Origin of the sequence: Microcystis wesenbergii FACHB-1317 (genome assembly GCF_014696875.1) — a bacterium.
Taxonomy (GTDB): Bacteria; Cyanobacteriota; Cyanobacteriia; order Cyanobacteriales; family Microcystaceae; genus Microcystis; species Microcystis wesenbergii_A.
The window spans coordinates 15,057-39,855 of the sequence record NZ_JACJQV010000189.1; the positions used below are offsets into that span (position 1 = coordinate 15,057).

23 protein-coding genes are annotated in these 24,799 nt (G+C 41.9%); 11 read left to right on the forward strand and 12 right to left on the reverse strand.

Annotation, left to right across the window (positions count from 1 at the left end; genetic code table 11):
• Positions 1-13 precede the first annotated feature (13 nt).
• On the reverse strand, positions 14-907 hold the full coding sequence (locus H6F92_RS18710; protein ID WP_190359050.1) for an alpha/beta fold hydrolase: 894 nt from the start codon (positions 905-907) through the stop codon (positions 14-16).
• A gap of 58 nt (positions 908-965) precedes the next feature.
• On the opposite strand from H6F92_RS18710, the gene H6F92_RS18715 reads away from it, so the two are divergent.
• The gene (locus H6F92_RS18715) at positions 966-1,814 is read left to right on the forward strand and encodes an alpha/beta fold hydrolase (RefSeq protein WP_190359051.1); all 849 of its coding nucleotides are present in this window, start codon (positions 966-968) and stop codon (positions 1,812-1,814) included.
• A 134-nt stretch (positions 1,815-1,948) separates the two neighbouring features.
• Here the strand turns inward: H6F92_RS18715 and H6F92_RS18720 are convergent, their stop codons facing one another.
• The 3 genes from H6F92_RS18720 to accA all read right to left on the reverse strand — a co-directional run bounded on the left by H6F92_RS18720 (position 1,949) and on the right by accA (position 4,692).
• Positions 1,949-3,124 carry a lipid-A-disaccharide synthase-related protein gene (locus H6F92_RS18720; RefSeq protein WP_190359052.1) on the reverse strand — a complete coding sequence of 392 codons (1,176 nt, stop codon included), beginning with the start codon at positions 3,122-3,124 and terminating at the stop codon, positions 1,949-1,951.
• Positions 3,117-3,584 carry a cobalamin biosynthesis protein gene (locus tag H6F92_RS18725; RefSeq protein WP_190359079.1) on the reverse strand — a complete coding sequence of 156 codons (468 nt, stop codon included), beginning with the start codon at positions 3,582-3,584 and terminating at the stop codon, positions 3,117-3,119. The genes H6F92_RS18720 and H6F92_RS18725 overlap by 8 nt, the downstream gene beginning before the upstream one ends.
• Positions 3,585-3,702: 118 nt before the next feature.
• A complete protein-coding gene (gene accA, locus H6F92_RS18730) occupies positions 3,703-4,692 on the reverse strand; it encodes an acetyl-CoA carboxylase carboxyl transferase subunit alpha (protein ID WP_190359053.1) in 990 nt (329 codons plus the stop codon).
• Between the two features lie 350 nt (positions 4,693-5,042).
• On the opposite strand from accA, the gene H6F92_RS18735 reads away from it, so the two are divergent.
• Complete coding sequence (locus H6F92_RS18735; RefSeq protein ID WP_190359054.1) at positions 5,043-5,990, forward strand: fused MFS/spermidine synthase; 948 nt, start codon at positions 5,043-5,045, stop codon at positions 5,988-5,990.
• 404 nt (positions 5,991-6,394) lie between these two features.
• Here the strand turns inward: H6F92_RS18735 and recJ are convergent, their stop codons facing one another.
• From recJ to H6F92_RS18760, 5 genes are all read right to left on the reverse strand, one after another.
• Positions 6,395-8,677, reverse strand: coding sequence for a single-stranded-DNA-specific exonuclease RecJ (recJ, locus tag H6F92_RS18740; protein ID WP_190359055.1), 2,283 nt, complete (start codon positions 8,675-8,677; stop codon positions 6,395-6,397).
• A gap of 276 nt (positions 8,678-8,953) precedes the next feature.
• Complete coding sequence (locus tag H6F92_RS18745) at positions 8,954-9,208, reverse strand: MoaD/ThiS family protein (RefSeq protein ID WP_002760275.1); 255 nt, start codon at positions 9,206-9,208, stop codon at positions 8,954-8,956.
• A gap of 19 nt (positions 9,209-9,227) precedes the next feature.
• Complete coding sequence (sbcC, locus tag H6F92_RS18750) at positions 9,228-12,251, reverse strand: exonuclease subunit SbcC (RefSeq protein WP_190359056.1); 3,024 nt, start codon at positions 12,249-12,251, stop codon at positions 9,228-9,230.
• Between the two features lie 222 nt (positions 12,252-12,473).
• The gene (locus tag H6F92_RS18755) at positions 12,474-12,923 is read right to left on the reverse strand and encodes a type II toxin-antitoxin system VapC family toxin (RefSeq protein ID WP_045358103.1); all 450 of its coding nucleotides are present in this window, start codon (positions 12,921-12,923) and stop codon (positions 12,474-12,476) included.
• On the reverse strand, positions 12,923-13,150 hold the full coding sequence (locus H6F92_RS18760) for a hypothetical protein (RefSeq protein ID WP_190359057.1): 228 nt from the start codon (positions 13,148-13,150) through the stop codon (positions 12,923-12,925). Before H6F92_RS18760 ends, H6F92_RS18755 begins: the two co-directional genes overlap by 1 nt.
• A 208-nt stretch (positions 13,151-13,358) precedes the next feature.
• Between H6F92_RS18760 and H6F92_RS18765 the strand changes: the two genes are divergently transcribed.
• Together H6F92_RS18765 and hrcA are read left to right on the forward strand one after the other, a co-directional pair.
• A complete protein-coding gene (locus H6F92_RS18765; protein WP_190359058.1) occupies positions 13,359-13,697 on the forward strand; it encodes a rhodanese-like domain-containing protein in 339 nt (112 codons plus the stop codon).
• 157 nt (positions 13,698-13,854) lie between these two features.
• Positions 13,855-14,931: a heat-inducible transcriptional repressor HrcA gene (gene hrcA, locus H6F92_RS18770; RefSeq protein WP_190359059.1), complete on the forward strand. Its 1,077-nt coding sequence runs from the start codon at positions 13,855-13,857 to the stop codon at positions 14,929-14,931.
• Here the strand turns inward: hrcA and H6F92_RS18775 are convergent.
• The gene (locus tag H6F92_RS18775; RefSeq protein WP_002760270.1) at positions 14,918-15,211 is read right to left on the reverse strand and encodes a hypothetical protein; all 294 of its coding nucleotides are present in this window, start codon (positions 15,209-15,211) and stop codon (positions 14,918-14,920) included. The two genes, hrcA and H6F92_RS18775, sit on opposite strands and share 14 nt — an antisense overlap.
• Positions 15,212-15,841: 630 nt before the next feature.
• On the opposite strand from H6F92_RS18775, the gene H6F92_RS18780 reads away from it, so the two are divergent.
• The 6 genes from H6F92_RS18780 to H6F92_RS18805 all read left to right on the forward strand — a co-directional run bounded on the left by H6F92_RS18780 (position 15,842) and on the right by H6F92_RS18805 (position 22,275).
• On the forward strand, positions 15,842-16,480 hold the full coding sequence (locus H6F92_RS18780) for a PEP-CTERM sorting domain-containing protein (protein ID WP_190359060.1): 639 nt from the start codon (positions 15,842-15,844) through the stop codon (positions 16,478-16,480).
• 308 nt (positions 16,481-16,788) lie between these two features.
• The gene (gene menA / locus H6F92_RS18785) at positions 16,789-17,700 is read left to right on the forward strand and encodes a 2-carboxy-1,4-naphthoquinone phytyltransferase (RefSeq protein ID WP_190359061.1); all 912 of its coding nucleotides are present in this window, start codon (positions 16,789-16,791) and stop codon (positions 17,698-17,700) included.
• 258 nt (positions 17,701-17,958) lie between these two features.
• Entirely contained in the window at positions 17,959-19,653 is a 1,695-nt protein-coding gene (locus H6F92_RS18790) for a helicase HerA domain-containing protein (protein WP_190359062.1), read from the forward strand.
• A 56-nt stretch (positions 19,654-19,709) separates the two neighbouring features.
• Positions 19,710-20,162, forward strand: coding sequence for a DUF29 domain-containing protein (locus H6F92_RS18795; protein ID WP_190359063.1), 453 nt, complete (start codon positions 19,710-19,712; stop codon positions 20,160-20,162).
• Positions 20,163-20,164: 2 nt separating this feature from the next.
• Positions 20,165-21,532: a 23S rRNA (uracil(1939)-C(5))-methyltransferase RlmD gene (rlmD, locus tag H6F92_RS18800; protein WP_190359064.1), complete on the forward strand. Its 1,368-nt coding sequence runs from the start codon at positions 20,165-20,167 to the stop codon at positions 21,530-21,532.
• A gap of 341 nt (positions 21,533-21,873) precedes the next feature.
• Positions 21,874-22,275 carry an ATP-binding protein gene (locus H6F92_RS18805; protein ID WP_147072253.1) on the forward strand — a complete coding sequence of 134 codons (402 nt, stop codon included), beginning with the start codon at positions 21,874-21,876 and terminating at the stop codon, positions 22,273-22,275.
• Here the strand turns inward: H6F92_RS18805 and H6F92_RS18810 are convergent.
• On the reverse strand, positions 22,272-22,553 hold the full coding sequence (locus H6F92_RS18810; RefSeq protein ID WP_190359065.1) for a DUF6439 family protein: 282 nt from the start codon (positions 22,551-22,553) through the stop codon (positions 22,272-22,274). The two genes, H6F92_RS18805 and H6F92_RS18810, sit on opposite strands and share 4 nt — an antisense overlap.
• A gap of 72 nt (positions 22,554-22,625) precedes the next feature.
• Here H6F92_RS18810 and H6F92_RS18815 point away from each other — a divergent pair, with 72 nt between their 5' ends.
• Positions 22,626-23,027 carry a sll0565 family protein gene (locus tag H6F92_RS18815; protein WP_190359066.1) on the forward strand — a complete coding sequence of 134 codons (402 nt, stop codon included), beginning with the start codon at positions 22,626-22,628 and terminating at the stop codon, positions 23,025-23,027.
• A 325-nt stretch (positions 23,028-23,352) separates the two neighbouring features.
• Here the strand turns inward: H6F92_RS18815 and metK are convergent, their stop codons facing one another.
• Positions 23,353-24,603 (reverse strand): methionine adenosyltransferase, encoded by a 1,251-nt coding sequence (gene metK / locus H6F92_RS18820; protein WP_190359067.1) that lies wholly within the window; start codon positions 24,601-24,603, stop codon positions 23,353-23,355.
• Positions 24,604-24,799 lie beyond the last annotated feature (196 nt).

Sequence of the window (24,799 nt, forward strand, 5' to 3'; positions counted from 1 at the left end):
CTTCCATAACTGACTAAATCCCCATTTCCGACAGCCAACTCAAAATTAATTGATTAACTTTTTCGGGATGTTCATCGTGGGGACAGTGACCAGCTTTGGCAATCGGATAAAATTGGGTATTATTTCCCATTTTAGCTCTTTCTTGGTAAATTACCGAACCGGCGATCGGTGTCCAAGGGTCATCCTCTCCCCAGAGTACCAATAAAGGGCGATCGATTTGCGGTAATAATTCCTGGGGAGAAGGTCCGGGGGGTGCTGTCAACACCGATGCGAACACTCCCCACGCACCCGCATCACAGGAGGGTTGATAGAGAATTTCGACTAATTCCTCGGTAATCGCGGTATGATCCCGATAAACCTGTTTTAAAGTGTTACGGATGCGATTTTTCTGCCTTACCTGTTCAAAAATAAACTTTCCTGTCACGGGAGAACTAACTAAACCGGTAAAGGCAGCCATGATTAAACGCAAAGGGAAATTTAATTCTTCGGGACGATGGTTTAATCCTCCGGCACAGTTGATAATTACTCCTCCGGCAGTGATTTCGGGAGATTCTGCCATCAGCATTAAGGTAATCAGTCCCCCGATGGAATTACCGACAAATACGGTCGGTTTTGCGATTTTTTCCCGCCAAAAGTCTTGTATTTGCCGCTGCCAAAGGTTGAGACTATAATCTAAAGCGGGCTTATCCGCACCCCCAAATCCCAAGAGATCTAGGGCATAGACTTGATAGCCATTTTCCGCTAAAACGGGGATATTTTTGCGCCAATGACCGATAGATGCGCCAAAACCGTGAATTAAGACTAGGGGTTGTCCTTCTCCCCGCACAGTGTAGGGGATGGTGTGACCTTGCCATGTCCAAGACAATTGCTCTAAGCTAGTCGCAGTGATCGGAGATTGTAGTGCCATTGTATGAAGTTTTATTAAGTGATATTTAAATTATAGAGTAAAAATCAGCCGAGAATTTATGCCACAACGCCGGACTTTTACCAATAACTCGATGACAATTTCCTATTTACAATGGAGCGATCGAGGTATCCCTCTACTATTATTGCATGGCATGGCGGATCATGCTTTGGTTTGGTCAAGTTTGGGCGATTATTTAAGCTCAAATTATCAAGTTATTGCCCCAGATTTGCGGGGACATGGGGAAAGCGGTAAACCCGCAACCGGTTATCACTTTCAGGATTATATCGGCGATTTAAGGGCTTTAATTAATCATTTAGGTTGGACGCAAGCACATATTTTAGGTCATTCTTGGAGTGCTAAAATAGCGGCAATTTGGGCAACTCAACAGCCAGAAGTATTTAAGAGTTTAATTTTAGTCGATCCCTTTTTTATCGATAAAATGCCTAGTTGGATTAGGATAACTTTTCCGATTCTCTATCAGGTTTTGCCCTTTTTAAAGATTACTCGTTCCTTTGATAGTTATCAGAGCATAGAAGCGATCGCTCGTCAATTAAAACAATATAAAGGTTGGTCAAATTTACAGCAAGAGGTGTTTAAAAATGCCATCGAACAAAAAGCGGATGGTAGTTGGAGCAGTAAATTTACTTTATCGGCACGCGGGGAAATTTTTGAGGATGTCATGGGGTTTGCTGGATTAACTAAAACTTTAGATATTCCCAGTTTATTAATCCTTCCTCAACAAGGATTAAATCGCACTACTTGGCAAATTCAATCCTATAAAAAGTATTTAACTTCTCTAGAGATTAAAAAGATACAGGGTAATCATTGGGCATTTTTAGGGGAACCTGAAACTTTTAATCAAGCAGTGGCTGAGTTTTTATCTGTTCGGGAAAATGACTATGGTTAATTAAAAGGTAATTGAGCTAATTTTAAGCTGGATTACGCTGCCCTAAGTAGGTAGGTATTAAAAACTTTCAGATGCCCCTTATTAAGGGGGGATAGAACCTAAAATCAATTTTTAATTTAATTATAACCAGCTACTTAACACCCTAGGTTTATATAAATTTCCTCGGCAATATTTCTGCTACCTCCAGACTCTCCCACTCTAATTTTACCATTCTCTAAACATCTGTGTAAATAACGATAATCTGCCAAAATATCGATAATTTTAACCGCGGCATTTTTAAATAAATTTACCTCTGTGGGTTTCTGTCCAATAGTTATCACCGATTCCCCTAGTAAGCGCATTTGTGCCTCAGCAAAAGGGTAGGTAAATTGGGGACCAAATCCGGGTATTTGTAGGACGGGTTTTCCTAATCCTACCGCTTGTTCTACTGCTGTACCTGCCATGGCTAAACAAGCGTCACAATGGTGTAGAATATCGGCAAAAGCATCACGATAACAGTACAATAAAGCCCCATTTTTCTCTAATTTTCCCGCTCCTAAATAATGCCATCCCTCTTGTTTAGCTAAATTTTCTAAGTCGGTTTCTCGGATGCTAGGAACGATAGCAGCCCGAAACTGCATCGGCTTAATTTTAACTATTTCCTCACAGACTTGTAACTGTAAAGCTAAATTACTCAAAGCTTCGGGTAAACGACTCCCCGCTAATAAAGCAATCATGGGAATTTGACTATCTAATTCCAAATCTTTACCCGTTGGTGTTAGGACATCCATAATCGGATAACCAGCAAAAATCGCTTTTTTAATACCCCGATTTTGTAGATCTGTTGCTGTATATTTATCTCTGGTAAAAACCCTTAAACACTTGTCTGATCTTAAACATAATTCTGTGAGTAAAGGTAATTTAATTCTACCTTCGTAATAACTGGAAGTAGAAACAATAAAAGCCACAAAAGGACGACCAGTTAAACGAGCGATCGCAATTGGCACTATATCCCCCACTGCTATCAATAAATCACAATTATTGCTAACTTTAAAAGCTGCCCGAATTTGTTTAATAGTTAGACCAATTAATCCCGCACCAATATCCTTAATCCAATTAAAAGGATTAGTATAAATAATTCCCCCCGATGGCATAGTGGCAGTGGGGGCAATAATGGGTACTGGCAATTTTTGATAAGCTTTTCCCTCTCCCACTAAAGGCAAAGCAGCTATAGATAATTGGGGCTGAATTTTTTGTAATTCCCCCAGAATTAAACTAGCATTTAAATCCTCGCCATGACCATTACTAAGAAATAAAATCTGTTTAAGCATCGATTTTGTATCCTCTATATTCCCTTGCTGCCAAAGAAACCGCCACAGTCACCGATTTTGCTTCTATTTGCTTGCTGACTAGCAAAGTCTCGCCCATTTTTAAAGCGGCAGCTTCGGCGACGCTAGGGGTTCCCCTTTCCTTGTTGACAATAGCTGAGGGATTGGGGACCTTAATATCTCTCAACTCCTCGGCAGTAAAGGTTTTTAGGGGCAATCCTTTCTCCTGACAGTAGGCAATTAAACCCTGTTCATCAGCTTTGATGTCAAGGGTGGCGATACCGGCAATAGCGGCTAAAGAGAGGTGATAACGCTCAAAAACAGCCCTAATTGCCCTATCTATGACTGCTTTCTCCGTGCCACGGATGCAACCTATTCCTAGCCATAATACTCGTCCATGCCATTGCACTTTTGCTGGGGAAGGAGCCGTTTCATCTGGTTGGTCTTTGAACCTGCCATCAATATTATAGCTTTCTGGGTGCAACCCTCAAACTGAAGCTGAAGCCTAGCAAATCTACAAAACAAACTAATCACTGAAAACTCACATCTGATAACTGATCACACTGATCACTGCTCACTGATTAAGCTGTAGCTTCTAAAAATACGCCTAAATTGCGGAATTTTTGATAACGAGATTCGCGCCGTTGTTGGGGTGTTAACAAAGATAAAGCCTCTAAATTGTCACTAATAGCGGCTTTTAAATTGGCTGCCGCTTTAATCGGATCAGCATGGGCTCCTCTGGAGGGTTCAGGAACGATCTGATCGATAATATTTAACTCTTTTAAATCTTTTGAGGTAATTTTGAGGGCAACTGCCGCTTTATCGGATTTTTTGGCATCTTTCCAGAGAATAGCGGCACAAGCTTCGGGAGTCGCCACAGTATAGACAGAATGCTCTAACATTAATAGGCGATCGCCGACCCCAATCCCCAAAGCACCGCCGGAACCACCTTCGCCAATAACAGTACAAATGATCGGCACATCTAAACGGAACATTTCCCGAAGATTATAGGCGATCGCTTCCCCTTGACCTAATTTTTCCGCTTCTACCCCCGCCCAGGCGCCGGGGGTGTCAATAAAGGTTAAAATTGGCTGATTAAACTGATGGGCGTGTTCCATTAAACGCATGGCTTTACGATAACCACCGGGGGCAGCCATGCCGAAATTTCTAGCCACATTATCCTTAGTATCCCGGCCTTTTTGATGCCCGATAATCACCACGGGACGACCGTTAAAACGGGCAACACCCCCCACAAGAGCGGGATCGTCGTAACCACCGCGATCCCCGTGCAACTCGAACCATTCATCGGTGATGGCTTGAATATAATCTAGGGTACTGGGGCGCCGGGGATGACGGGCTAATTGTAGCCGTTGGGAAGGAGTGAGATTGCTAAAAATCTCACGACGTAATTGATTAGCTCGTTCGTCTAGTTGACTAATTTGTTCCGAGACATCTACGCTATTTTCTTGGGCTAATTCTTTAATCTGTTCGATGCGGGATTCTAATTCGTAGAGGGGTTTCTCAAAATCTAGGAGAAAAATCTTTTTCTCGGTAGTCTCGTTTTTGGTCATAGGTTAGTGGCTAGAAGTTTACTGTTCGCTAAGTAGGTAGGCGTTAAAAATTATCAAATACCCCCCTTATCAACGGGGGATTAAGGGGGGATCGGCACCCCCCTTATCAAGGGAGATCCCCCCGCCTATCGGCACCCCCCTTATCAAGGGGGGCAGGGGGGATCAGAGGCAAAATCTATCTTCAATTTAATTATAACTACTTACTTAATCTTTTCTAGCTTACCGTTTTTCAGCGATCGATTATCGGCAGCTTCGGGATGACTGGGAGATAATTTCAGGTTATCGATCGAATTTTGTCAATTGTCGTATAATAACAGATCGTGCCTTTTTCACCCCAAGGAGGATTAGTTATGGCAGGAAGTGAACTAAAAGCGGATCTATGGGTTAACGAATATATTACCCCCTGGGACATTTATAGTCATGGGGTTTCGCGGATTTTAGCCTACAAAAAAACCGCTTTTCAGGAGATGTATATTGTTGAATCGGGGGCCTATGGAAAAGCCTTGGTACTGGATGGGAAATGGCAATCTTGTACGGGGGATGAATTTATTTATCATGAAGCATTAGTGCAACCGGCAATGATTGCCCACCAAGAAGCAAAAACTGCTTTAATTCTGGGAGGTGGTGAAGGTGCGACAACGCGGGAGTTATTGCGTTGGAAAACAATCGAAAAAGTGATGATGATCGATATCGATGGGGATGTGGTGGCAGCTTGTAAGGAACATCTTCCCGAAATGCACCAAGGCACTTTTGATGATCCTCGTTTTGAGTTAGTTGTGGCTGATGCTTTAGAAGTTTTAGACACCACTAACGATAAATGGGATATTATTATTTCCGATCTGGTTGATCCCATCGGAGAGGGTCCTTCTTTCCCCCTATTCACGAAAGAATACTTTGAAAAACTACAAAGAGTTTTGGCCGAAAATGGCATTGTGGTTGTCCAATCTGGCCCGGTTTCTCCTCCTTCGGTGATGTATCATGCGCGTTTGGTGAATACTTTAAAAGCAGTTTTTCCCCACGTTCATTCCTATTGCGCTCCCACTCCTAGTTATGGTTCCCCTTGGGGTTTTACTCTCTGTGCTAATCATCCTTTAAATACTCGTCCCGATCCCGAGGTGGTGGATGAATTAATCAGCGATACAACTACGGGAGGATTACGTTTAATTGATGGCATGACTTTACTAGGAATGTTACAAACTCCTCTCTATATTCGTCAAGCTATCGCACAAAATACGGAAGTTTATACCCTAGCAAAACCCCCGAAATTCTTCGGTCAAGGAGTTATCAGTAATCAGTAATCAGTAATCAGTAATCAGTAATCAGTAATCAGTAATCAGTAATCATCAGTTATCAGTTATCAGTTATCAGTTATCAGTTATCAGTTATCAGTTATCAGTTATCAGTTATCAGTTATCAGTTATCAGTTATCAGTTATCAGTTATCAGTAATCAGTAATCAGTAATCAGTTATCAGTAATCAGTTATCAGTTATCAGTTATCAGTTATCAGTAATCAGTAATCAGTTATCAGTTATCAGTAATCAGTAATCAGTTATCAGTAATCAGTAATCAGTTATCAGTTATCAGTAATCACTTCACTGAGAAAACTCCCCACACCCTACACCCCACACCCTACACCCCACACCCTACACCCCACACCCTACACCCTACACCCCACCAACAAACTTTTTTAGCAACCCCTAATTAGAAATCGATCGAGTCTTCGTGATTAAGAATTGTTTGCAGAATTTCTAGGGGAACAGTAGCAAAGTATTGCTGGAGAAAGTTTTCTAGGGCCACCGCTTCTAGAAATTGTTCAATCTTATTAATTTTTGCCTCATGATTGACTAATTCAAAGGATAAATTTTCTTGATTTTTCTTGACTTTAAAGCCATTTTCTGCTAGGGAAATTAATCCTAATTCTAGGGTATGATAACTGAGGTTTAAGCGGTTTTGTAATTGTTGACGGGAAATACTGGTTTTAGTTCTAGCTAAATATTTCCCAATCCCCACAAGGTTTATCCATGTGGTGTGAGCGGATTTTTTTAAAGGACTAGCATAGGCAAGAACTAACTTTTTATCCCGTAAAATTGCCTGTTGATATTCCCTAGAAAGTTTTGTCCAATCCCGGGGACATTCCCAGAGAAAAAGTGGATTTAATTGGCTAACTTGTTGATTAATTTCCCGATTGCGATTGTCGATTAAAAAATCTTTTTTATTGCTATAGATTAGGGATTCTTGTTGATAAATTTGCAGAGCAATTAAGCGCACTTCATAGCGATTTTTGTAGGTATTAAAATCTAATTCGACTAAGGCATTATAATGGGTATCGGCAGCAATTTCATCTTTGTGATGACCCCACCACATACCGGGGAATCCCTGCTCGATTGAACTATCCCAGATCTCAAAAGTTGTCCGGGGATAAGTAATTTTTTTGCCTTTTAAATCCTCAAGATTTTTATGCCAAAGATTTTGAAAATAACAATTTTGAATTAATAGCTTCGGTGTCGGATTACCCATCCCGCAGGGTTCCAGTAATTTTAATTCTCGAAATAGACTTTTTCCCAATTGGGAAACCGTCACCACCGCATCCACTTCTATCTGGGAAGAAAGGGAAGTTAAATCAATTCCTGTGCGTCGCAACTGTTGATTAATTCCCTCAATAAATAGGGGTAAATTTTCTATGGTTAAACTTAAACCCGCGGCCAAAGGATGACCACCAAAACGATGTAAAAGATGGGATTGAGAGGATACTAATTGATAGAGATCGATCTCACGAATTGACCGAGCGGAACCCTTAGCAAAAGGTGGTTCACTGGTACTTAATAAAATTGTTGGTCGCTGGTATTCTTGGGCAATTTGTCCCGCAACTAATCCTAAAATTCCCGCCGGCCATTGGGGATCATCTAAAATAATTACATTAGTGGTAGAAAGATCAATTCTCTCTAGTTTTTTCTGAACTTGTTTAATAATATCCCGTTGGATTTCTTGGCGACGAATATTGGCTAATTCCGCTTGTTCAGCTAATTCGTGACAACGCTTTTCATCTTCACTGGTGAGTAATTCCACACAAAATCTAGCATCGCCATAAATGCGACTGACGGCATTAATTCGCGGTCCAATACCGAAGGATATATCCATCGGTCTATCTCCGGTTTTGTTACATAAATCGAGTAATTTTTTAACTCCTAAACGCTGAGTATTTTGCAGTTTTTGAAGACCTTTTTGGGCTAAATAACGACATTCTCCCGTCAATTTGACTAAATCAGCAATTAAACCAATCGCAACTAAATCCAGTAAATTTTCTAGGGGTTTTCTGGGAATATCTGCCAGGGTTAAATACATCGCTTCCACTAATTTATAAGCAACGGCAACCCCAGAAAGATGATAGAAAGGATGGGTTTCCACAAAATAGCGGGGATTAATCAGGGCAATCACCTCGGGGCGCTCGTCGGGTAGGGTATGATGATCGGTGATGATAATATCGATTCCTAGACTGTTTGCATAGTCAATTTCAGCGATATTCGTGCTTCCCGTGTCACAGGTGACGATTAAACGGGTTCCTTGATGCGCTAGTTTCTCGATACCGGGACAATTGAGGCCGTGGGATTCTTTTTGGCGATCGGGTATGTAATAATCTAACTGTTGATAGGGTGGAAAAAACTGCCCCAATCCTTCCCAAAGGACACTGGTAGCGGTGACACCATCGGCATCAAAATCACCCCAAATAGTCACTTTTTCGCCTTTATTTAGGGCTTTTTCCAGTCTTTTGACGGCGAAGTTCATTTCTTGCCCAAAATCAAAGGGAGTTTTTGACTGATAAGCTTTCTCATCCAGAAACGTCCGCAGAGTCGCCCCATCTTGGACACCGCGATGCCATAATATTTGTGCCACGACGCTGCCATCCGACTCTGGGGTGTAGTCTTGGACTATTTTTAAAAACTCTTGGGGAAGCTCTACCGATGGGGGAATTTGCCAGTTAGACACGGGATATCAGGGAAAAAGTAAAAAAGGTGGCAGTTTTTGTGATTTTCCCTATCTCCATTTAGGGCTTGCTGAATAAATGTGAAATGTAGGCAAGGTAAGGGTTTTGTGGCTTTACGAGCGAAACAGGTGCAAGATTTTGAGAGAATCGTGCTTCAAAACCTTGCGTCTTCATCAGCCCGCGTCCTGTAGGGGCGAAGCATTCGGACAATAACCTATCGGTGAAACCGTAGATTTTCTATCCGAATGCTTCGCCCGTACTTTTTCAGCAAACCCCATTTAGCCACCACTAACGGGGGGAATTAAAACTATCTCATCGCCATTTTCGAGGATTTTCTCTCCCGAAACAAACTGAAGATTAACTCCAAAACGAGTAACGTCGCGCCATCTTTCTAATTGGGGATAGGGGGCTATAATATAGTTTAACACTGCTGCTGCGGAAGTGTGGGCAGGAAATTCGAGGTTTAATTGTGAAGTTTGATAGACTTCTTGATAAATAGCAAATAGTTTTACTGTGATCGTAATCTTTTCCATCTTTACATCAATATTTTTCCTAGGATAATAACATCAATTGAGAACCCTGTTCGGTTTTGCGGACTTCGATGCGGTGTTGAAAAGCTTCTTTAAATTGGGGCATATGAGTTACAGTCAAAATACAGGCAAAATCGGCGGATATAGCATTAATTGCCGCGATTAAGCGATCGCATCCTTCCGCATCCTGAGTTCCGAATCCTTCGTCAACAATGAGCATTTGTAAGGCTGTTCCGGCTCTTTGTGCCAATAATCTCGCTAAAGCTAATCGAATCGAGAAATTAATCCGAAAAGCTTCCCCTCCTGAATAGGTTTCGTAGGGACGGGATCCCCGGGTATCGCCAATAATAATATCTAAAGTATCGATTAACTTTTGTCGCTGTTTCTTCGTACCTTTACCGCTTTTTTGGGTTAAAAACTGCACATGAAATTGGTTACCGGTTAAGCGAGCTAAAATATGATTAGTTTGTGCTTCCAACTCTGGTAAAACATTCTCAATCATCAGAGTTTGTAAACCATTTTTGCCGAAAGCTATGGCTAACTCTTTATAAACTGTATATTGTTTTTTAACTTTAGCTAAATCGCTCTCTTTTTCTGTCAGTTGTTTACCTAACGTTTCCAGTTGATGTAACTTCTCCTCAACCCGACCTTTTTGGGAGAGCAATCCATCAATTATCTGTCTTCGCTGTTGAATATTAGTCGATAATGCGGCTATTTCTTGGCGATAGTCAGTCAAAGTACCAATCTTTTGACTAATATTTGCTAACTCCTGATTTATCTTCTGGCGATCCTGATTTCGCAGCTGTAATCTTTGCTCAATGTCAGCAATTTTAGCAGCTATTTCTGGATAATTTTTTTCTGCTTGTTGCCAGTCTTGATACTGTAATCTTACCCCCTGTAATTGTCGGATCAGATTTTGAATATTCTGATGTTCACTGCGATCATAATTTAAGTTTTGAATAAACTTTTCTAAGCGTTCAATTTCCTGTTTAAGTGGGGAATTTTGACCTAGTTCTTGCTTCTCCTGTTCTAGTCTAGCTAATTTATTAATTAAATTAGGTTTCTCAGCCTTGATATTAGATAAACGACGGTTTGCTTGCTTAAGTTCTGATTCTTGAATTTCTGCCCAACGCCATCTTTTTTCTTCTCCTCTGACTAAAGCATGACTTTGTTCATCATAGTTTAATAGGGCGATTTCTTGATTGACAATTTGCAATTCTTGCTGTAATTCTAGGGCATAATTACCACTGCGTAAAAGTGCTTCTAACTCCACAAGTATCTCCTCGGTTTTCTCTAGTTCTATTTCCTTTTCTTCAATAGTTTCTAACTTGACTTCTAACTGCACATATTTTTGTTGTAGATTCGATCTTACAGGCAATTCTTGTTTAATTTGGGCTAATTCCTCCCGTAAACGTTTTAAATCTCGATCGCAGTCTGCCATCTGTTCCTGTAGGGACCAGATTTGCTCTTGAATTTGTTCTTGATGTTGATGGGTTTTCCTGATTACCTGATGACGGTGATGACTGTCTAAATTCTGTTCACACAAAGGACAAACCGAATCGGGAATATTCAATTTTTCCAATTTACCAGTTAACTCTAAAAGTTGTTCTTCATATCTTTTCTGTTGCTCCAATAAACTTTTTTTATCCACTTGTTTAACGGTTTCCTTTTCTTCCACTCGTTCACAATAGGTTTGTTTTTTATCTAGTTCCTTAATTCGTTTGGCTAAATTGAGAGCTTCCTCTCTTAGTACAGGAATACGAGCGATTTCTGTCTCTAATTGTTGCCGATTTATTTGCAGTTGTTCCCGACGAGCATTAATCCCGGCTTTTTCCCGTTCCAACTGTATATTTAGATCAGCTTTTCGGCTATTTAAAGGGGCATATTTTAAAGCTAATCTATCCAATTCCTGAAGACGTTGACGATGATAATTTAACTTCTCTAATCCTGCTTGAATATCCCCCGCTTGCTCGATAATTTTTTGAGTTTCTTGTTCCTGTCTTCCCAATTCTTCTAAACGAGCGCTCGTTTGTTGGATGGGAAGGGTAAATTCGTTAATTTTTTGCTGTAATTTCTGTTCTAATTGTTGTTTATCATACTGGGCCTGTTGCCAAGCTTGCAATTGACTTGACAAACTGGCCTCTTTCTGGTCTAAATTGATTAGGCGCTCGTGTGCGGTGATAATGTCATTTTTGCGATGAAGAATAGTCCTTATTTGATTTAATTGATTGTCTAGACTAACTTTTTCCCAGTCTAATCTCTCAATTTCTGCTAATAAAGCTCGCTCCTGTTCTCTTTGCCAATGCAGCTGTTTTTCCCAATTCTGACGCTGATTTTCTTCCCCTTGCAGTTGCTGTAAACGCCGATTATTTACCTCTTGTTCTTGATTAATTTGGTTAATTTGGGTGCTTAACTCTTGCAGGTGTTCTTGATAAGAATTTTTCTCCTGAAGACGGAGTTTGATAGTTTCTACTTGCTGCTCGATCTGGAGGGACTGTCCATCAAATTGTTTCGATATATCCTTGGCTTTATTCGCTAAAATTTCATAGCGATCGAGTTGTAATAATTCTGCTAAAATCTGTTTACGACCACTGGGAGGCTGTTTCATAAACTCGTCCGCTTGTCCCTGTCGTAAATAAGCAGAATTAATGAAAGTTTTATGGTCTATTTTTAGATAAGTATTAATCTGCGCTTGGGTATCTTTAATACTTTTGCCCGATAAAGGACGAAAACTTTGATCATTAATCACCTGAAAATCTAAACCAGAAGCTTTTCCCCCCCGGTGACGACTACGGATAATTTTATAGATTTCTCCCCCATAACTAAACTCGAAATCTACCCGCGCATAATCGCTGCCCGCATGAATCACATCATCAGCAATCGAGGTGCGACTTTCTCCCCAAATTGCCCAAGTAATTGCTTCCAGTAAAGAGGATTTTCCCGCACCATTGGCACCACAAATACAGGCAGTATGTAATCCGCGAAAATCTAGCACTGCCTCGCGATAACTGAGAAAATTTTTCAGGGTTAATTGTAGGGGAATCATAAGCTGGGGAGTGGGGAGGTGGGGAAGTGGGGAGAATACAGTACAACTTAGAAATTAATCAGAGGATAAAAAACTGGGGAAAAGATAGCTTCAGCGCAATACCTATCGGTGAATCTATTCGGTATCAATAACTCCCTCCTGCAATAACCTCTAATCAAAGCTTAACTGAAATCCAGCCGGGGGCAAATGCGCTTTTTTGGTTCTCCGCAATTCTCCTCACCATTAGGGATTAAGTAAGTCTTGCGGCTGAAGGATGATGATATTAGGAAGGGGAACAAAGTCATCAGGATTAAAGGTTAATAAATGAGTGATACTATGAGCTTTCATAACAGCCAGAAGCCTAATATCGTGAGTCCTTTTTCCCTTGATGTTATAGTCAGTGACTAATTGAAACCAAAGGGTAAATATCTCTGGCGTTTCTTCGAGGACAGTGAATCTGGTTAGAAATTGATTGATTTGATTTTTAGTTCTTTCAGGAGTCCAGCCTAACCCATTAACCTCAGTAGGACGGGTGGCAACTACCCAAAACTCAATGATAATTTGTGAGGTCAAGCAGCATTTATGTCCTTGCTCTATTAAGATATAGGTCGCATCTCTTGCTAAGGCATAATTAGCGGAAATTCGGTCACTCAGCCTCAGTAAAATATTAGTATCAAATAGATATTTAGCCATTAGTCATAGATAGTTTCACGCCCTAAGGCTTCATCGGGTAATCCGGGGGTATCCTTGGGTTGACTTTCCAGAAATTTTAGCCAATCTTCTGCTTTTTCTTGGGAGGTCATCTCTGCAATTTTTGGCGAAGTTATCTGAGTTAGAAATTGGCTGAAGTTTAAGACTTCTTGTTGTTTTTCTAAAGGAAGTTTTCGCAAGTTTTCGATAATGGCTTGTTCGATATTCATCAAAATTCAGCTTGTCGATTAATCGGCGTACTAAAAAGCATCAATCTCTTCAATACCTGCCGTTTCCCCATTATATCACCCCCCGCTCTGGCACTGACCAAATCCCCCCACTTGACTGGGATATTATTCCTACGCAAGTCCCTAACCGCTCAGGGTCCCTCGATTTGCTACTCTAAAGGAAAGATAACCGATTCTTAAGACCAAATCTATGAGCATTCCCGAAATTAGCGTCCATGAACTCGCTCTCCGTTTAGCTGATCATGATCCTAATTTACAACTTATTGATGTGCGCGAACCGGAGGAAGTTGCGATCGCATCTGTGGCCAGTTTTACCATTTTACCCTTGAGTCAATACCAAGAATGGTCGCCCACTATTGCCACCCAATTCAACCCCCAAGCGGAAACCCTCGTTATCTGTCACCATGGCATGAGCTCCCTGCAAATGTGCCAATGGCTACAAAGTCAGGGTTTTACTAATGTTAAAAATATTAACGGTGGCATCGATGCTTATGCCCTCCTCGTCGATCCTAATATTCCCCGTTACTAATTTTGATCGCCCCCATCGGGAAAAGAGAGGGGTAAACTATCCCCTTTCTCCCCACGGAGGACTGACTACTGATAACTGATAACTGATAACTGATAACTGAATAAGCGTTATACTGTCTAAAAAAATGTTATAAATCTTTTGTTAAGATTATTCCCCTATGTCCGCTAGAACCCATCTCAGCGATCGCTATCAACATATCTTAAAGGCGACAATTCAACATTATATCGCCACAGCCGAACCGGTTGGCTCGAAAACTCTGCTAGAGGAGTACAAATTTACTGTCAGTTCCGCCACGATTCGCAATGCTCTCGGTAAACTGGAAAAAGAAGGTTTACTCTATCAACCCCACACTTCCTCCGGACGCATTCCCTCCGATTGGGGTTATCGTCTCTACGTCGATGAGTTAATGACTCCCGATGACCGTATCGGCGAAAAAATCGGCTATTATCTGCATCAAAACGCTAAATCTCCTGCTTGGAGTCTCGAAAGTCTGCTGCAACGGGCCACCCAGTTTTTAGCCGGTTTAAGCGGTTATATCGCTATCGTTACCCTTCCCCACACCCTCACCAATACCCTGCGTCATCTGCAATTAATCCCCGTCTCGGACCGGCAGATTATGTTAATTATTGTTACAGATAGTTTACAAACACGCTCGGTTATGATAGAGATTCCTGAGTCTATGGCAACGGACAAGGGGGATGGATTAGCAGAAGAATTACAAATCCTCTCTAATTTTCTGGGGGAAAAATTAAAAGGTTATTGCTTGGCAGATTTAATTAACCTCGATTGGCAGCAAATCGAGCGAGAATTTGCCCGTTATACCCATTTTCTCCGACAATTAAGCCAAGAAATCAGCGCTAGTCTCCAATCCACTGCCACCCCAGAGATTATCGTCCATGGTGTCGCTGAAGTCATTCGACAGCCAGAATTCGCCCAATGGCAACAAGTACAAATGTTACTGCATCTATTGGAAGCAGAACAGGATCGCCTTTTACCCCTGATTTTACAAAGGCCAGAACCAGAAAAATCAACTAAAAAAGTCAAAATCACCATTGGTTCCGAAAATACTCTGGAATCCATGCGCCCTTGTACTCTTATCTCCGCTTTTTATAAACAGGGAGATACTCCCGTCGGTAGTGTTGGCATTATCGGACCGACGCGAATGTTATACGAAAATACTATTCCCCTAGTGGAATCCACCGCTAACTATCTCAGCGAGGCTATAAGTAAGTAGATATCCCCCGCAGAGGTTCGGGAATAGGACAATCGACAGTAAACTCTAAAATTGTCTCACCATCCCCCAAATAGCCAGAATTGGCAAAACAGAGCAACATCCGCACCAGCGCCACCCACACCTCGGCATCGAACTCCCAATCCTGTCCCCGACGCGCTCCACAGGCGATCGATTTTAGCGCCCAAAAATAACTATTTCTCACCACTGAACCGCCTTTTTTATAAACAGGTACATCCTCATGGTGAATATAAAGAATATCATCTTTAGCGATCGCTCTCATCGGTGGCTAGGAAGGTTGCGGGAATTTTCAGCTGACTGTCTAGATAATAACATCTTTAGCGATCGCTTGAGTCGCCCCAGAAAACCCACCCTAATCATGAATTTATATGAGATATTTGGCTTGTTCTCGGCTGAGATGAAAGATTATGTCAAGTTTTCCCAAAATATCCCCAACAGTCTTGACAAACTGAAGTTTTTTCCCATAGAGCTTTTTCATTGGATACGATAGATTAATGCCTATTCCCGGTCCTGGAATTGGATAATATTGACTTATAAATGCCGCACTTAAAATCAGCTTTTTTCGGGGATATACGTGTGTAATACGTGTGTAAATTGTTTTATAGCGTTTCCTGTTCGCAAGAGGTACATTATCGATGTTGAAAAGCTTAATTAGCAAAGGTTTAACTGTGCCACACAGGTGTGAGAACCGCTATATGTAAAGAAAAATTAACAAAAATACTCTTGACGCAACAAAAAGTCATCGATTAACATGAATATTCATAAAAATCAACAGTAATAGTTATGTATTACTTATTTTCTGCTGATGTTAATTTTCTGCCGATGTTCCCCTAAACCTTTTGAACTCAGGCAATTTGCCTAATTTATCCCCTTGTTAGACAAGGAAAAAATCATGAGAAGCCATCAAGTCGCAGTTTTATTATCTACTTTCGCTACCGTTGCCCTAGTTGCCCCCGCAGTCCAAGCGGGAACCCTCGTTACCTCCCTACCGATTGTTTTTCAAACCACGACAGGTAATTTTAACTCCCCTTCTTCTCCACCACCACCTAGTGGCAATCCCGATCCCATCAATGGCATCAGTGCTACGATCACCAATGCAGGACAAGGTGATACAGACCCCTTTACTCCTGCTACTGGCGGCGCAATTCTAGGTAATTTCATCGCCGCTAATGTTTTAGGTTCATTCACTTACGACTCTTCCAATGCTGACGGTAAACTAGAGTTCGATCTCTTTGCTCACGGAACTCACGTATTCAATAACGTTCTTGCCAGTGGCGTTGGTACTATTGCCAGTACCTCCTTCAACTTCGATGTCTCGTCGGTGGTACCTACTAACTTTAGTCTTCCTCTGTTCATTCGTTTCACTCAAACTGGTACTAGCGTCTCTTCCACTTTGGCTGGCGTTAAAATAGAAATCACCACCAAAACACCTGAACCCGGAACTAGGACCGCTATCGGTTTATTAGGTCTGGGTTTAGCCGGTGCAGCTATCCGTCGTCAACTGCCAGAAAAAACCAAAACCAAAGTCTAACCCTTCGACTAAGCTCAGGGCAAGATTAGCGAAAATTTCGGTTTGACACTAAAACGGGCTGTGTCGGGTTGGGCGCATCTCAATTTTTGAAGAACTATCTAGGGCTGGCTGAATAAATCTAAAAACCTTGTTGGATAATATCTTTAGGCCTTTTTGAAATCAAAAAGTGCTAGCCATTGGAGTTATCGGGGGGAAATTCAGGCACTTTTTCCCTGAAAATTAGGTAATTGACCACCTAAAAATGGGTAAAACCCTACACCCCACACCCTACTACTAGGAAAAACTTTTTCAGCAAACCCTATTTAACTATGACCAGCGATACTGTCACCAATCCCTCACCCAAAAAACTCTGGTTAGCGGCCCTTAAACCACCAATGTATAGTGTGGCGATTATACCGATTATTTTGGGAACAGCGATCGCTTATCAGGAAACAGGTCAATTTTCTCCCCCGATTTTTGTCACTTTTATCCTCTCAGCTATTTTAATTCTCGCTTGGTTAAATCTCAGTAATGATGTTTTTGATGCCGATACCGGGATCGATGTTAATAAAGCTCATTCGATCGTTAATTTAACTGGCAATAAATCTTTAATTTTCTGGCTGAGTAATCTTTTTCTATTAGTGGGTATTGCTGGTATTTTTGCCATTAGTTATGGGCGAGGCGATTGGATGATCCTAGAATTAATCGCCCTCTGCTGTTTTTTGGGCTATACCTATCAAGGACCGCCCTTCCGTCTCGGTTATCAAGGATTAGGTGAAATTATCTGTTTCTTTACTTTTGGACCCTTGGCGATTGCCGCTGCCTACTATTCCCAAGTCGGTGCTTTTTCTCTCTCTAGTCTAGCGGCTTCAATTATTATCGGGATTACCACTTCTATCATCCTTTTTTGTTCCCATTTCCATCAAGTCGCCGATGATCTCAAAGCGGGTAAAAAATCACCTATTGCCCGTTTGGGTACTTTAAAAGGTTCTAGAGTTTTAACCGTAGTGACGGTTCTCGTTTACGTTTTAACGGTAGTTTTTGTCCTGCTGCAGGTTTATCCCCCTCTCAGCCTTTTAATCTTCCTTAGTCTCCCTTTCGCTTGGCAATTAGTCCACCACGTTAACCAAAATCACGACCAACCTCAGCTAGTCAGTAACTGCAAGTTTATAGCGGTTAATCTTCACTTTTTTAGTGGCATTCTCTTCTCCCTTGGCTATTTCCTTGCTTCCCGTTCATAAACCGGATTTTTTTTCTTAAACCCCTTGACAAAACCCCGCCACTTGACATATACTTGTATTAATAATGGAAATCCGTGCCTGCCTGCGAACCCCTCATTTTTAGACAGGATAGACCGAAAAAAAATTAACCGACTTGAATCAGTTATCAGTTATCAGTTATCAGATTTGAGTTTTAAGTTCACTGTTTACTGATCACTGAAAACACTTCCTCATTCATAATTCATAATTCATAATTCATCGCCACAAATCAAGGTTAGCATGAGTGAACAACCCCTCGGATCGGTTATTCAAGGTTCCCTGAGTGAAGGTTTAGAAATCCGTCTTTATCCGGATATTTCCGTGGAGGATATGCGCGTCGGTAAATTTTTAGTGGTGCAAGGCACTCGCTCGCGTTTTTTCTGTCTCCTCACCGATGTCTCCCTAGGTAACTCCAGTCCCCGGATTATCGCGAATCCTCCCCATCCCGATGATAGTTTTATGCGCGATGTTTTAGCGGGTAGCGGTACTTATGGTACTATTGACCTATCTCCCATGCTCATGTTTACTCCGACTGGAGGTAATTCTCCCGCAGTTTCTGACACTTCCTTAGGCTCTTTTCAACCCCAAACTAGCACCGATTTAGAATTACTGCCAGTTAAAACTATTCCCGCCCATTTTAGCCAAGTTTATGAAGCTTGTGAGCAGGATTTTCGCATGGTTTTCGGTTGGGAAGATGACCCCACCAGAAAGAATTTTGCTATTGGTCAACCCCTTGACATGGACGTGCCAATATGTATTAATCTCGATCGCTTTGTGGAACGTAGTAACGGTGTTTTTGGCAAATCCGGGACGGGAAAATCCTTTTTAACCAGATTACTAATTTCGGGCATTATTCGCAAACAAGCAGGGGTTAACCTCATGTTTGATATGCACTCGGAATACGGTTGGGAAGCGATGAAAGAGGGGAAGGAGGTTTCTACGGTGAAAGGATTATGTCAATTATTCCCCGGACAGGTGGAAATTTATACCCTCGATCCCGATTCTACCAAACGCCGGGGAGTACGAGGAGCGCAGGAATTATTCTTAAGTTATAATCAAATTGAAATCGAGGATATTCGTTTAATCGGTCGGGAATTAGGCATCTCGGAAGCTAGTTTAGATAATGCCAATATTCTCTATAACGAGTATGGAGAATCTTGGATTACTCAGTTATTAAATATGAGTAACGAGGATATTAAAATCTTCTGTACGGAAAAACAGGGTCATGCGGGATCAATCATGTCCCTCCAGAGAAAATTAATGCGTCTAGATAGTTTGAAATATTTAAGAAGTGTTTGTCCTCACAATTATATCGATCAGGTTTTACAAGCTTTAGATGCAGGTAAGCACGTTGTTATTGAATTTGGCTCCCAAAGTAATATGCTTTCCTATATGTTAGCCACCAATATGATCACCCGTCGGATTCATGCTAATTATGTTAAAAAAGCTGAATATTTTTTACAAACTAAAAACCCCGTTGATCGACCGCAACAGTTAGTGATTACCATTGAAGAAGCTCATCGATTTTTAGATTCTGCTGTGGTACATCAAACTATTTTTGGAACCATCGCCAGGGAGATGCGAAAATACTTTGTTACTCTCTTAATTGTCGATCAAAGACCTTCAGGAATTGATAACGAAGTTATGTCTCAGGTAGGGACGAGAATCACCTGTTTATTAAACGATGAAAAGGACATCGAAGCCATATTTACTGGGGTTTCTGGAGGGGGAAGTTTGCGATCAGTTTTAGCGAAATTAGACTCAAAACAACAAGCTTTAGTTTTAGGTCATGCGGTCCCTATGCCGGTAGTAATTCGTACTCGCGCCTACGATCAAAAATTCTATGCTGAAATAGGTGCGACCGACTGGCGAGAATTACCCGATGAGGAAGTTTTAGCGGCGGCCAAAATTGCCAAAGCTGATCTAGGATTTTAGAAAAATTAATTTTTGATTGTAGAATAGAGTTGGATTGTTTTTACTGTTTACCTCCCATGACCGCTCAAATACCGATCTCGAAGATCAGCTTATACGATCGAGATTTTCAGCTATGGATCGAGACAACCGTTAACCAATTACGACGGGAAGATTTTGCCTCGGTTGACTGGACTAATCTGATCGAGGAATTAGGAAGCATAGGAAAAAATAATCGACAGGCTTTCAAAAGTTTGTTAATTCAATTATTAGCTCATCTGCTCAAGTTAGTTTATTGGCAGACGGAAAGGGAGTATAATGCTAATAAATGGGAAGCGGAAATTATTAATTTTCGAGTTCAAATTGCCGATCTGCTGGAAGACAGTCCTAGTTTAAAACCTTATCTCCTCGAAATTTTCGATTCTTGTTATGGAAAAGCTAGGCAAATAGTCTCGAAATTGAGCAGGCAAGAAATTCCTATAGAAGTCATTATTACCCCAGCAGAAACCCTGGCTGAAAACTGGTTTCCCTAACTATGCAACAAGGTGATTTAATCGAGATCGAGATTACCGACCTCAACCATACGGGCGAAGGTGTGGGAAAATACCGAGGACAGGTGATTTTTGTACCAGATACGGTCATTGGCGATCGCATTCAAACTCGCATCACCTATATCAAAAAAAGTCATGCGATCGGCAAACTACAAACTATTCTACAAGCATCTCCCCATCGTATCCGTCCCCGCTGCATCGTTGCCGATAAATGTGGTGGCTGTCAATGGCAACACATCGAGGATCAATTTCAGCTTCAGGTCAAAAAAGAGCAAGTACAAGAGGTATTAACCAGAATTGGCGGTTTTAGCGATCCTTTGGTTTATCCTCCCCTCACCGGTAATTCTCCCCTCGCTTATCGCAATAAAGCTACCTATCCCCTCGGATTTTCCCCCACCGGCAATGTGCAAGCGGGTTATTATCGTCGCGGCAGCCATCATCTGATTAATCTCAATCAATGTCCGATTCAAGATCAGGCTTTAAATCCGTTTCTAGCAGAGATAAAACAGGATATTCAGGAGCAAGGCTGGTCAATTTATGATGAAAAGACCCACCAAGGACAATTACGCCATTTATCCCTAAGAATTGGCCGCCACACGGGAGAAATTTTATTAACCCTGATTAGTACCGATAATAATTTACAGGGAATTGAGGCACAGGCGCGGCAATGGCTGGCAAAATACGCCAATTTAGTCGGTGTAACCGTGAATTATCACCCCGAGCGAGGTAATGCTATTTTTGGCAGTCAGACTCAAACTATCGCCGGACGGGACTATATTACCGAAAAGTTCGCCGGATTAACCTATCAATTGGCTGCCGATACCTTTTTTCAGGTTAATACAGAGGCTGCTGAAGCCTTATTTGCGGTTATTTGTCAGAAATTAGACCTTAAAGGTGAAGAAATTCTTATTGATGCCTACTGTGGCATCGGTACTTTTACTTTACCCCTCGCTAAACGGGTTAAAGAGGTGATTGGACTAGAATCCTATAGCTTTTCCCTCGATCGAGCCAAGATTAACGCCCAATTAAATAATATTACCAACACAACTTTTATTTTGGGGGCAGTAGAAAAAACTTTACCGCAACTGACAGTTAAACCCGACATTATTCTACTCGATCCGCCCCGCAAAGGTTGCGATCGATCTGTCCTCGATAGTCTGTTACAGCTGCAAAGTCAACGCATTGTTTATATCAGTTGTCAAAGTGCAACTTTAGCCAGAGACTTGCAATATCTCTGTAAAACAGGCGATTATCAACTGCTAGAAGTGCAAACAGCTGATTTCTTTCCCCAAACTCCCCACGTCGAATGCGCCGCTTTTCTTAGACAAAAAACAGCGAATATGGTAGGATGAAATAGGAGGAAAAACCCGACACTTTAGCCGTTTATGGCTGAAAAGTCAATGGGTAAGGATAATAGCATATTAAAGACCGTTCCAATCAACTACTTTTTTGATTAATTACCCACTCAAAGTGGCCTTGATTCTCGATTGGTTTGTAGATCAATCATAAAAATATCTAATCAATCTCAGAGACAGAAAAGGGATAAAATATGACTCATTAGGTATGGCAATCATCTAGATCGACGGTTAAGAGACCTTAATCTTTCTGTAAGAGAACAGTCATTGAATAAAAGCTAGAGGTAAAGCGCGTGATTGCTATTTCACTGCCAACAAGCAAACGAAGCTGGAACACCATGAGTTTCGCTTCCACCTTGTATCTTTGTCCGATTTTAGATTTACTGACCGCTAGTATTCCGGAAGAATTAGAACCAGAAATTAGATTAGGATTGCAAGAAGCTTTAGTTAATGCCGCTAAACACGGCAATCATCTCGATCCCAGCAAAACCGTGGTCGTTCACTTTTCCAGCAGTAAAGACGAGTATTCTTGGGTAATTACCGACGAAGGTTGTGGATTTACCCCACGTTGTCCCCATCATGGCTGTAGTTGCGATTGTCCCAATTTTCCCCCCGAAGAAGCGGAAAATGGCCGAGGACTGTGTATGTTATATCAAATCTTCGACCAAGTTCACTGGAATCAAAAAGGAACCCAACTGAAACTTTGTAAACAAATTAAACAGGAACGCTGGTTCACCTAAGGACCATGACCGTGAGAAGGACAGGGAGGAGCAGAAATCGAGCGATCGAGCCAGCCTGTAGCCTGTTGTAGCCGAGGAAGTGCTTCTTCTGGCTGATTATCTAATAAAAACACCAAAGCCGTCCCTAATTGTTCGGCAGCCCGAGCATTACGATTGGCTTTCAGACGATGCCAGTCAATCGGTGCGATCGCCAAACGTGCCGCCAAAATCCGCGCCAATTCTAGGGTAGATAGATCATCAATAGTCTGAGATGGGGAGGAGATAGGGGATGGAATCATAATCAAAAGGTTTCGTAAAACCATAAAATCGTCTATAACTATAGTTTAGACGCAGGAAATCCCATCGAGTCCATGTCCTTAGAAGAAAACCCATACCCTAACGATGAATCGGCAGAATTTACCGAAGCAATTGAAGAAGTCGAAGCGGCAATCGCAACATTAAAAGACCGTTATCGACAGATCAACGAAGCAGAACAGCAAAAAAAAGACCTAGAGGCACAATTTAGCCAAATAGAACCCCAATGGCGGGAAAATCCCCTACCTGAACTAGAAAAGGAATTGGCACAAATTCGCGAACAGATTCAAGAATTAGAGGTAATTTTAGAAAGCAATTTACTCAAAGAAGGGGAATTAAAGCGCCTATTCTGGGAAGGAATCCGTCGCGGACTGCTGGGGGAGGTTTTTTGGCAAATTGTCCGCTTTGGTGGTATCGGAGTCTTACTGGGTTGGATTCTGCGATCCTGCAGCGGGTGATTAACTGCAGCGGAAGTGGGGTGTGGGGTGTGGGGTGTGGGGTGTAGGGAGATGGGGAGATGGGGAGATGGGGAGACCACTTCGTGCGCGTTGCGGGGGGGAGTGAGGAGAATAAATAAAAATAATCTCCTGATACTAAATCTGGTTATTAAAAACTGATTATTTATTCTCCGTTTTGCATGAGTGCATGAGTAGAAAACGGGTTTCTCCGAGAAACCCGTTTTCTGTGCGTTACTCAACGGATTTACTGCTATAGCTAGACAAAAATAAGGAATAGAGCCTGAAACTCTACTCCTCAATCAAAAATTGCAGTTAATTTCTAACCCTATACTACCACAGAAGTCAAAGCTTCTTTGAGGATAGCGGCTTTATCGGTTTTTTCCCAAGGTAAATCGAGATCATTGCGACCAAAATGACCATAAGCGGCCACATCTTGGTAAAAACGATCGCCTCTTTCACTGGGTAAACCGCGCAGGTTAAAGGTTTGGATAATACCGGCCGGACGGAGTTCAAAGTATTTATTGATTAAGTCGAGAATCACATCATCAGCGACTTTGCCAGTGCCAAAGGTTTCCACGAAGAGACTCACCGGACGAGCTACCCCAATCGCATAACCCACTTGAATCTCGCACTTATCGGCCAAACCAGCAGCGACGATATTTTTGGCCACATAACGGCAAGCATAGGCCGCGGAGCGATCGACTTTGGTAGGATCCTTACCGGAGAAAGCGCCGCCACCGTGACGAGAATAGCCACCGTAGGTATCGACGATAATTTTCCGTCCCGTTAATCCCGCGTCGCCTTGGGGTCCACCAATGACGAATTTTCCGGTGGGATTAACCAGATAACGGGTATTGGCATCGGGTTTAATCTCTAAATCGCTGAAGACCGGTTGTACTACCGCTTCCCAGAGATCACTTTTAATCTTTTGTTGGACGAGATCATTATCGGTGATATCGCCGATAGTAGCATCGTGTTGGGTAGAAACAAGGATAGTATCGATACCCACGGGACGACCATCTTCATAAATAACCGATACTTGCGTTTTACCGTCGGGACGCAGATAGGACAGTTCACCCGTTTTTCTGACTGCCGCTAAACGGCGAGCGATGCGGTGGGCTAAACTGATCGGTAAGGGCATAAATTCGGGGGTTTCATTGCAAGCGAAACCGAAGACAATACCCTGGTCTCCCGCACCAATTTTATCGAGTTCATCATTGCTGAGAAGTTCGCGATTTTCCTGAGCAGCCGTGACACCCTGGGAAATATCGGGAGATTGTTCGTCTAAAGCGACTAAAACGGTGCAACTATTCGAGGAAAATCCGTTATCTGCGTTGATATAACCGATTTCAGCGATTTTACTGCGAACTAAATTGACGAAATGAACCTGTGCTTTCGAGGTGATTTCACCAGTAATCAAGACTAACCCTGTATTGACAACCACTTCAGCCGCTACACGACTGTGGTCATCTTGGGATAACAGAGCATCGAGAATAGTATCAGAAATCTGGTCACAAATTTTATCGGGATGTCCCTCCGTAACCGATTCGGAGGTGAACAAATAACGTTTAGACAAGTGATGTCCCTCACATAGTAGTACATTTGAACGCACAAAGATTCCAAGAAATCTTTGATCATACAGTGTAACAGGGAATTTGTAGAGATCGAGTATTTTCAATAAGAAACCGCCCGAACATTGTCCGGACGGAGTGTGGTGTGAGGAGTGAACGGAAACTTTCGTCTCCGCTAATTCCATTGTAGATGACAACTTA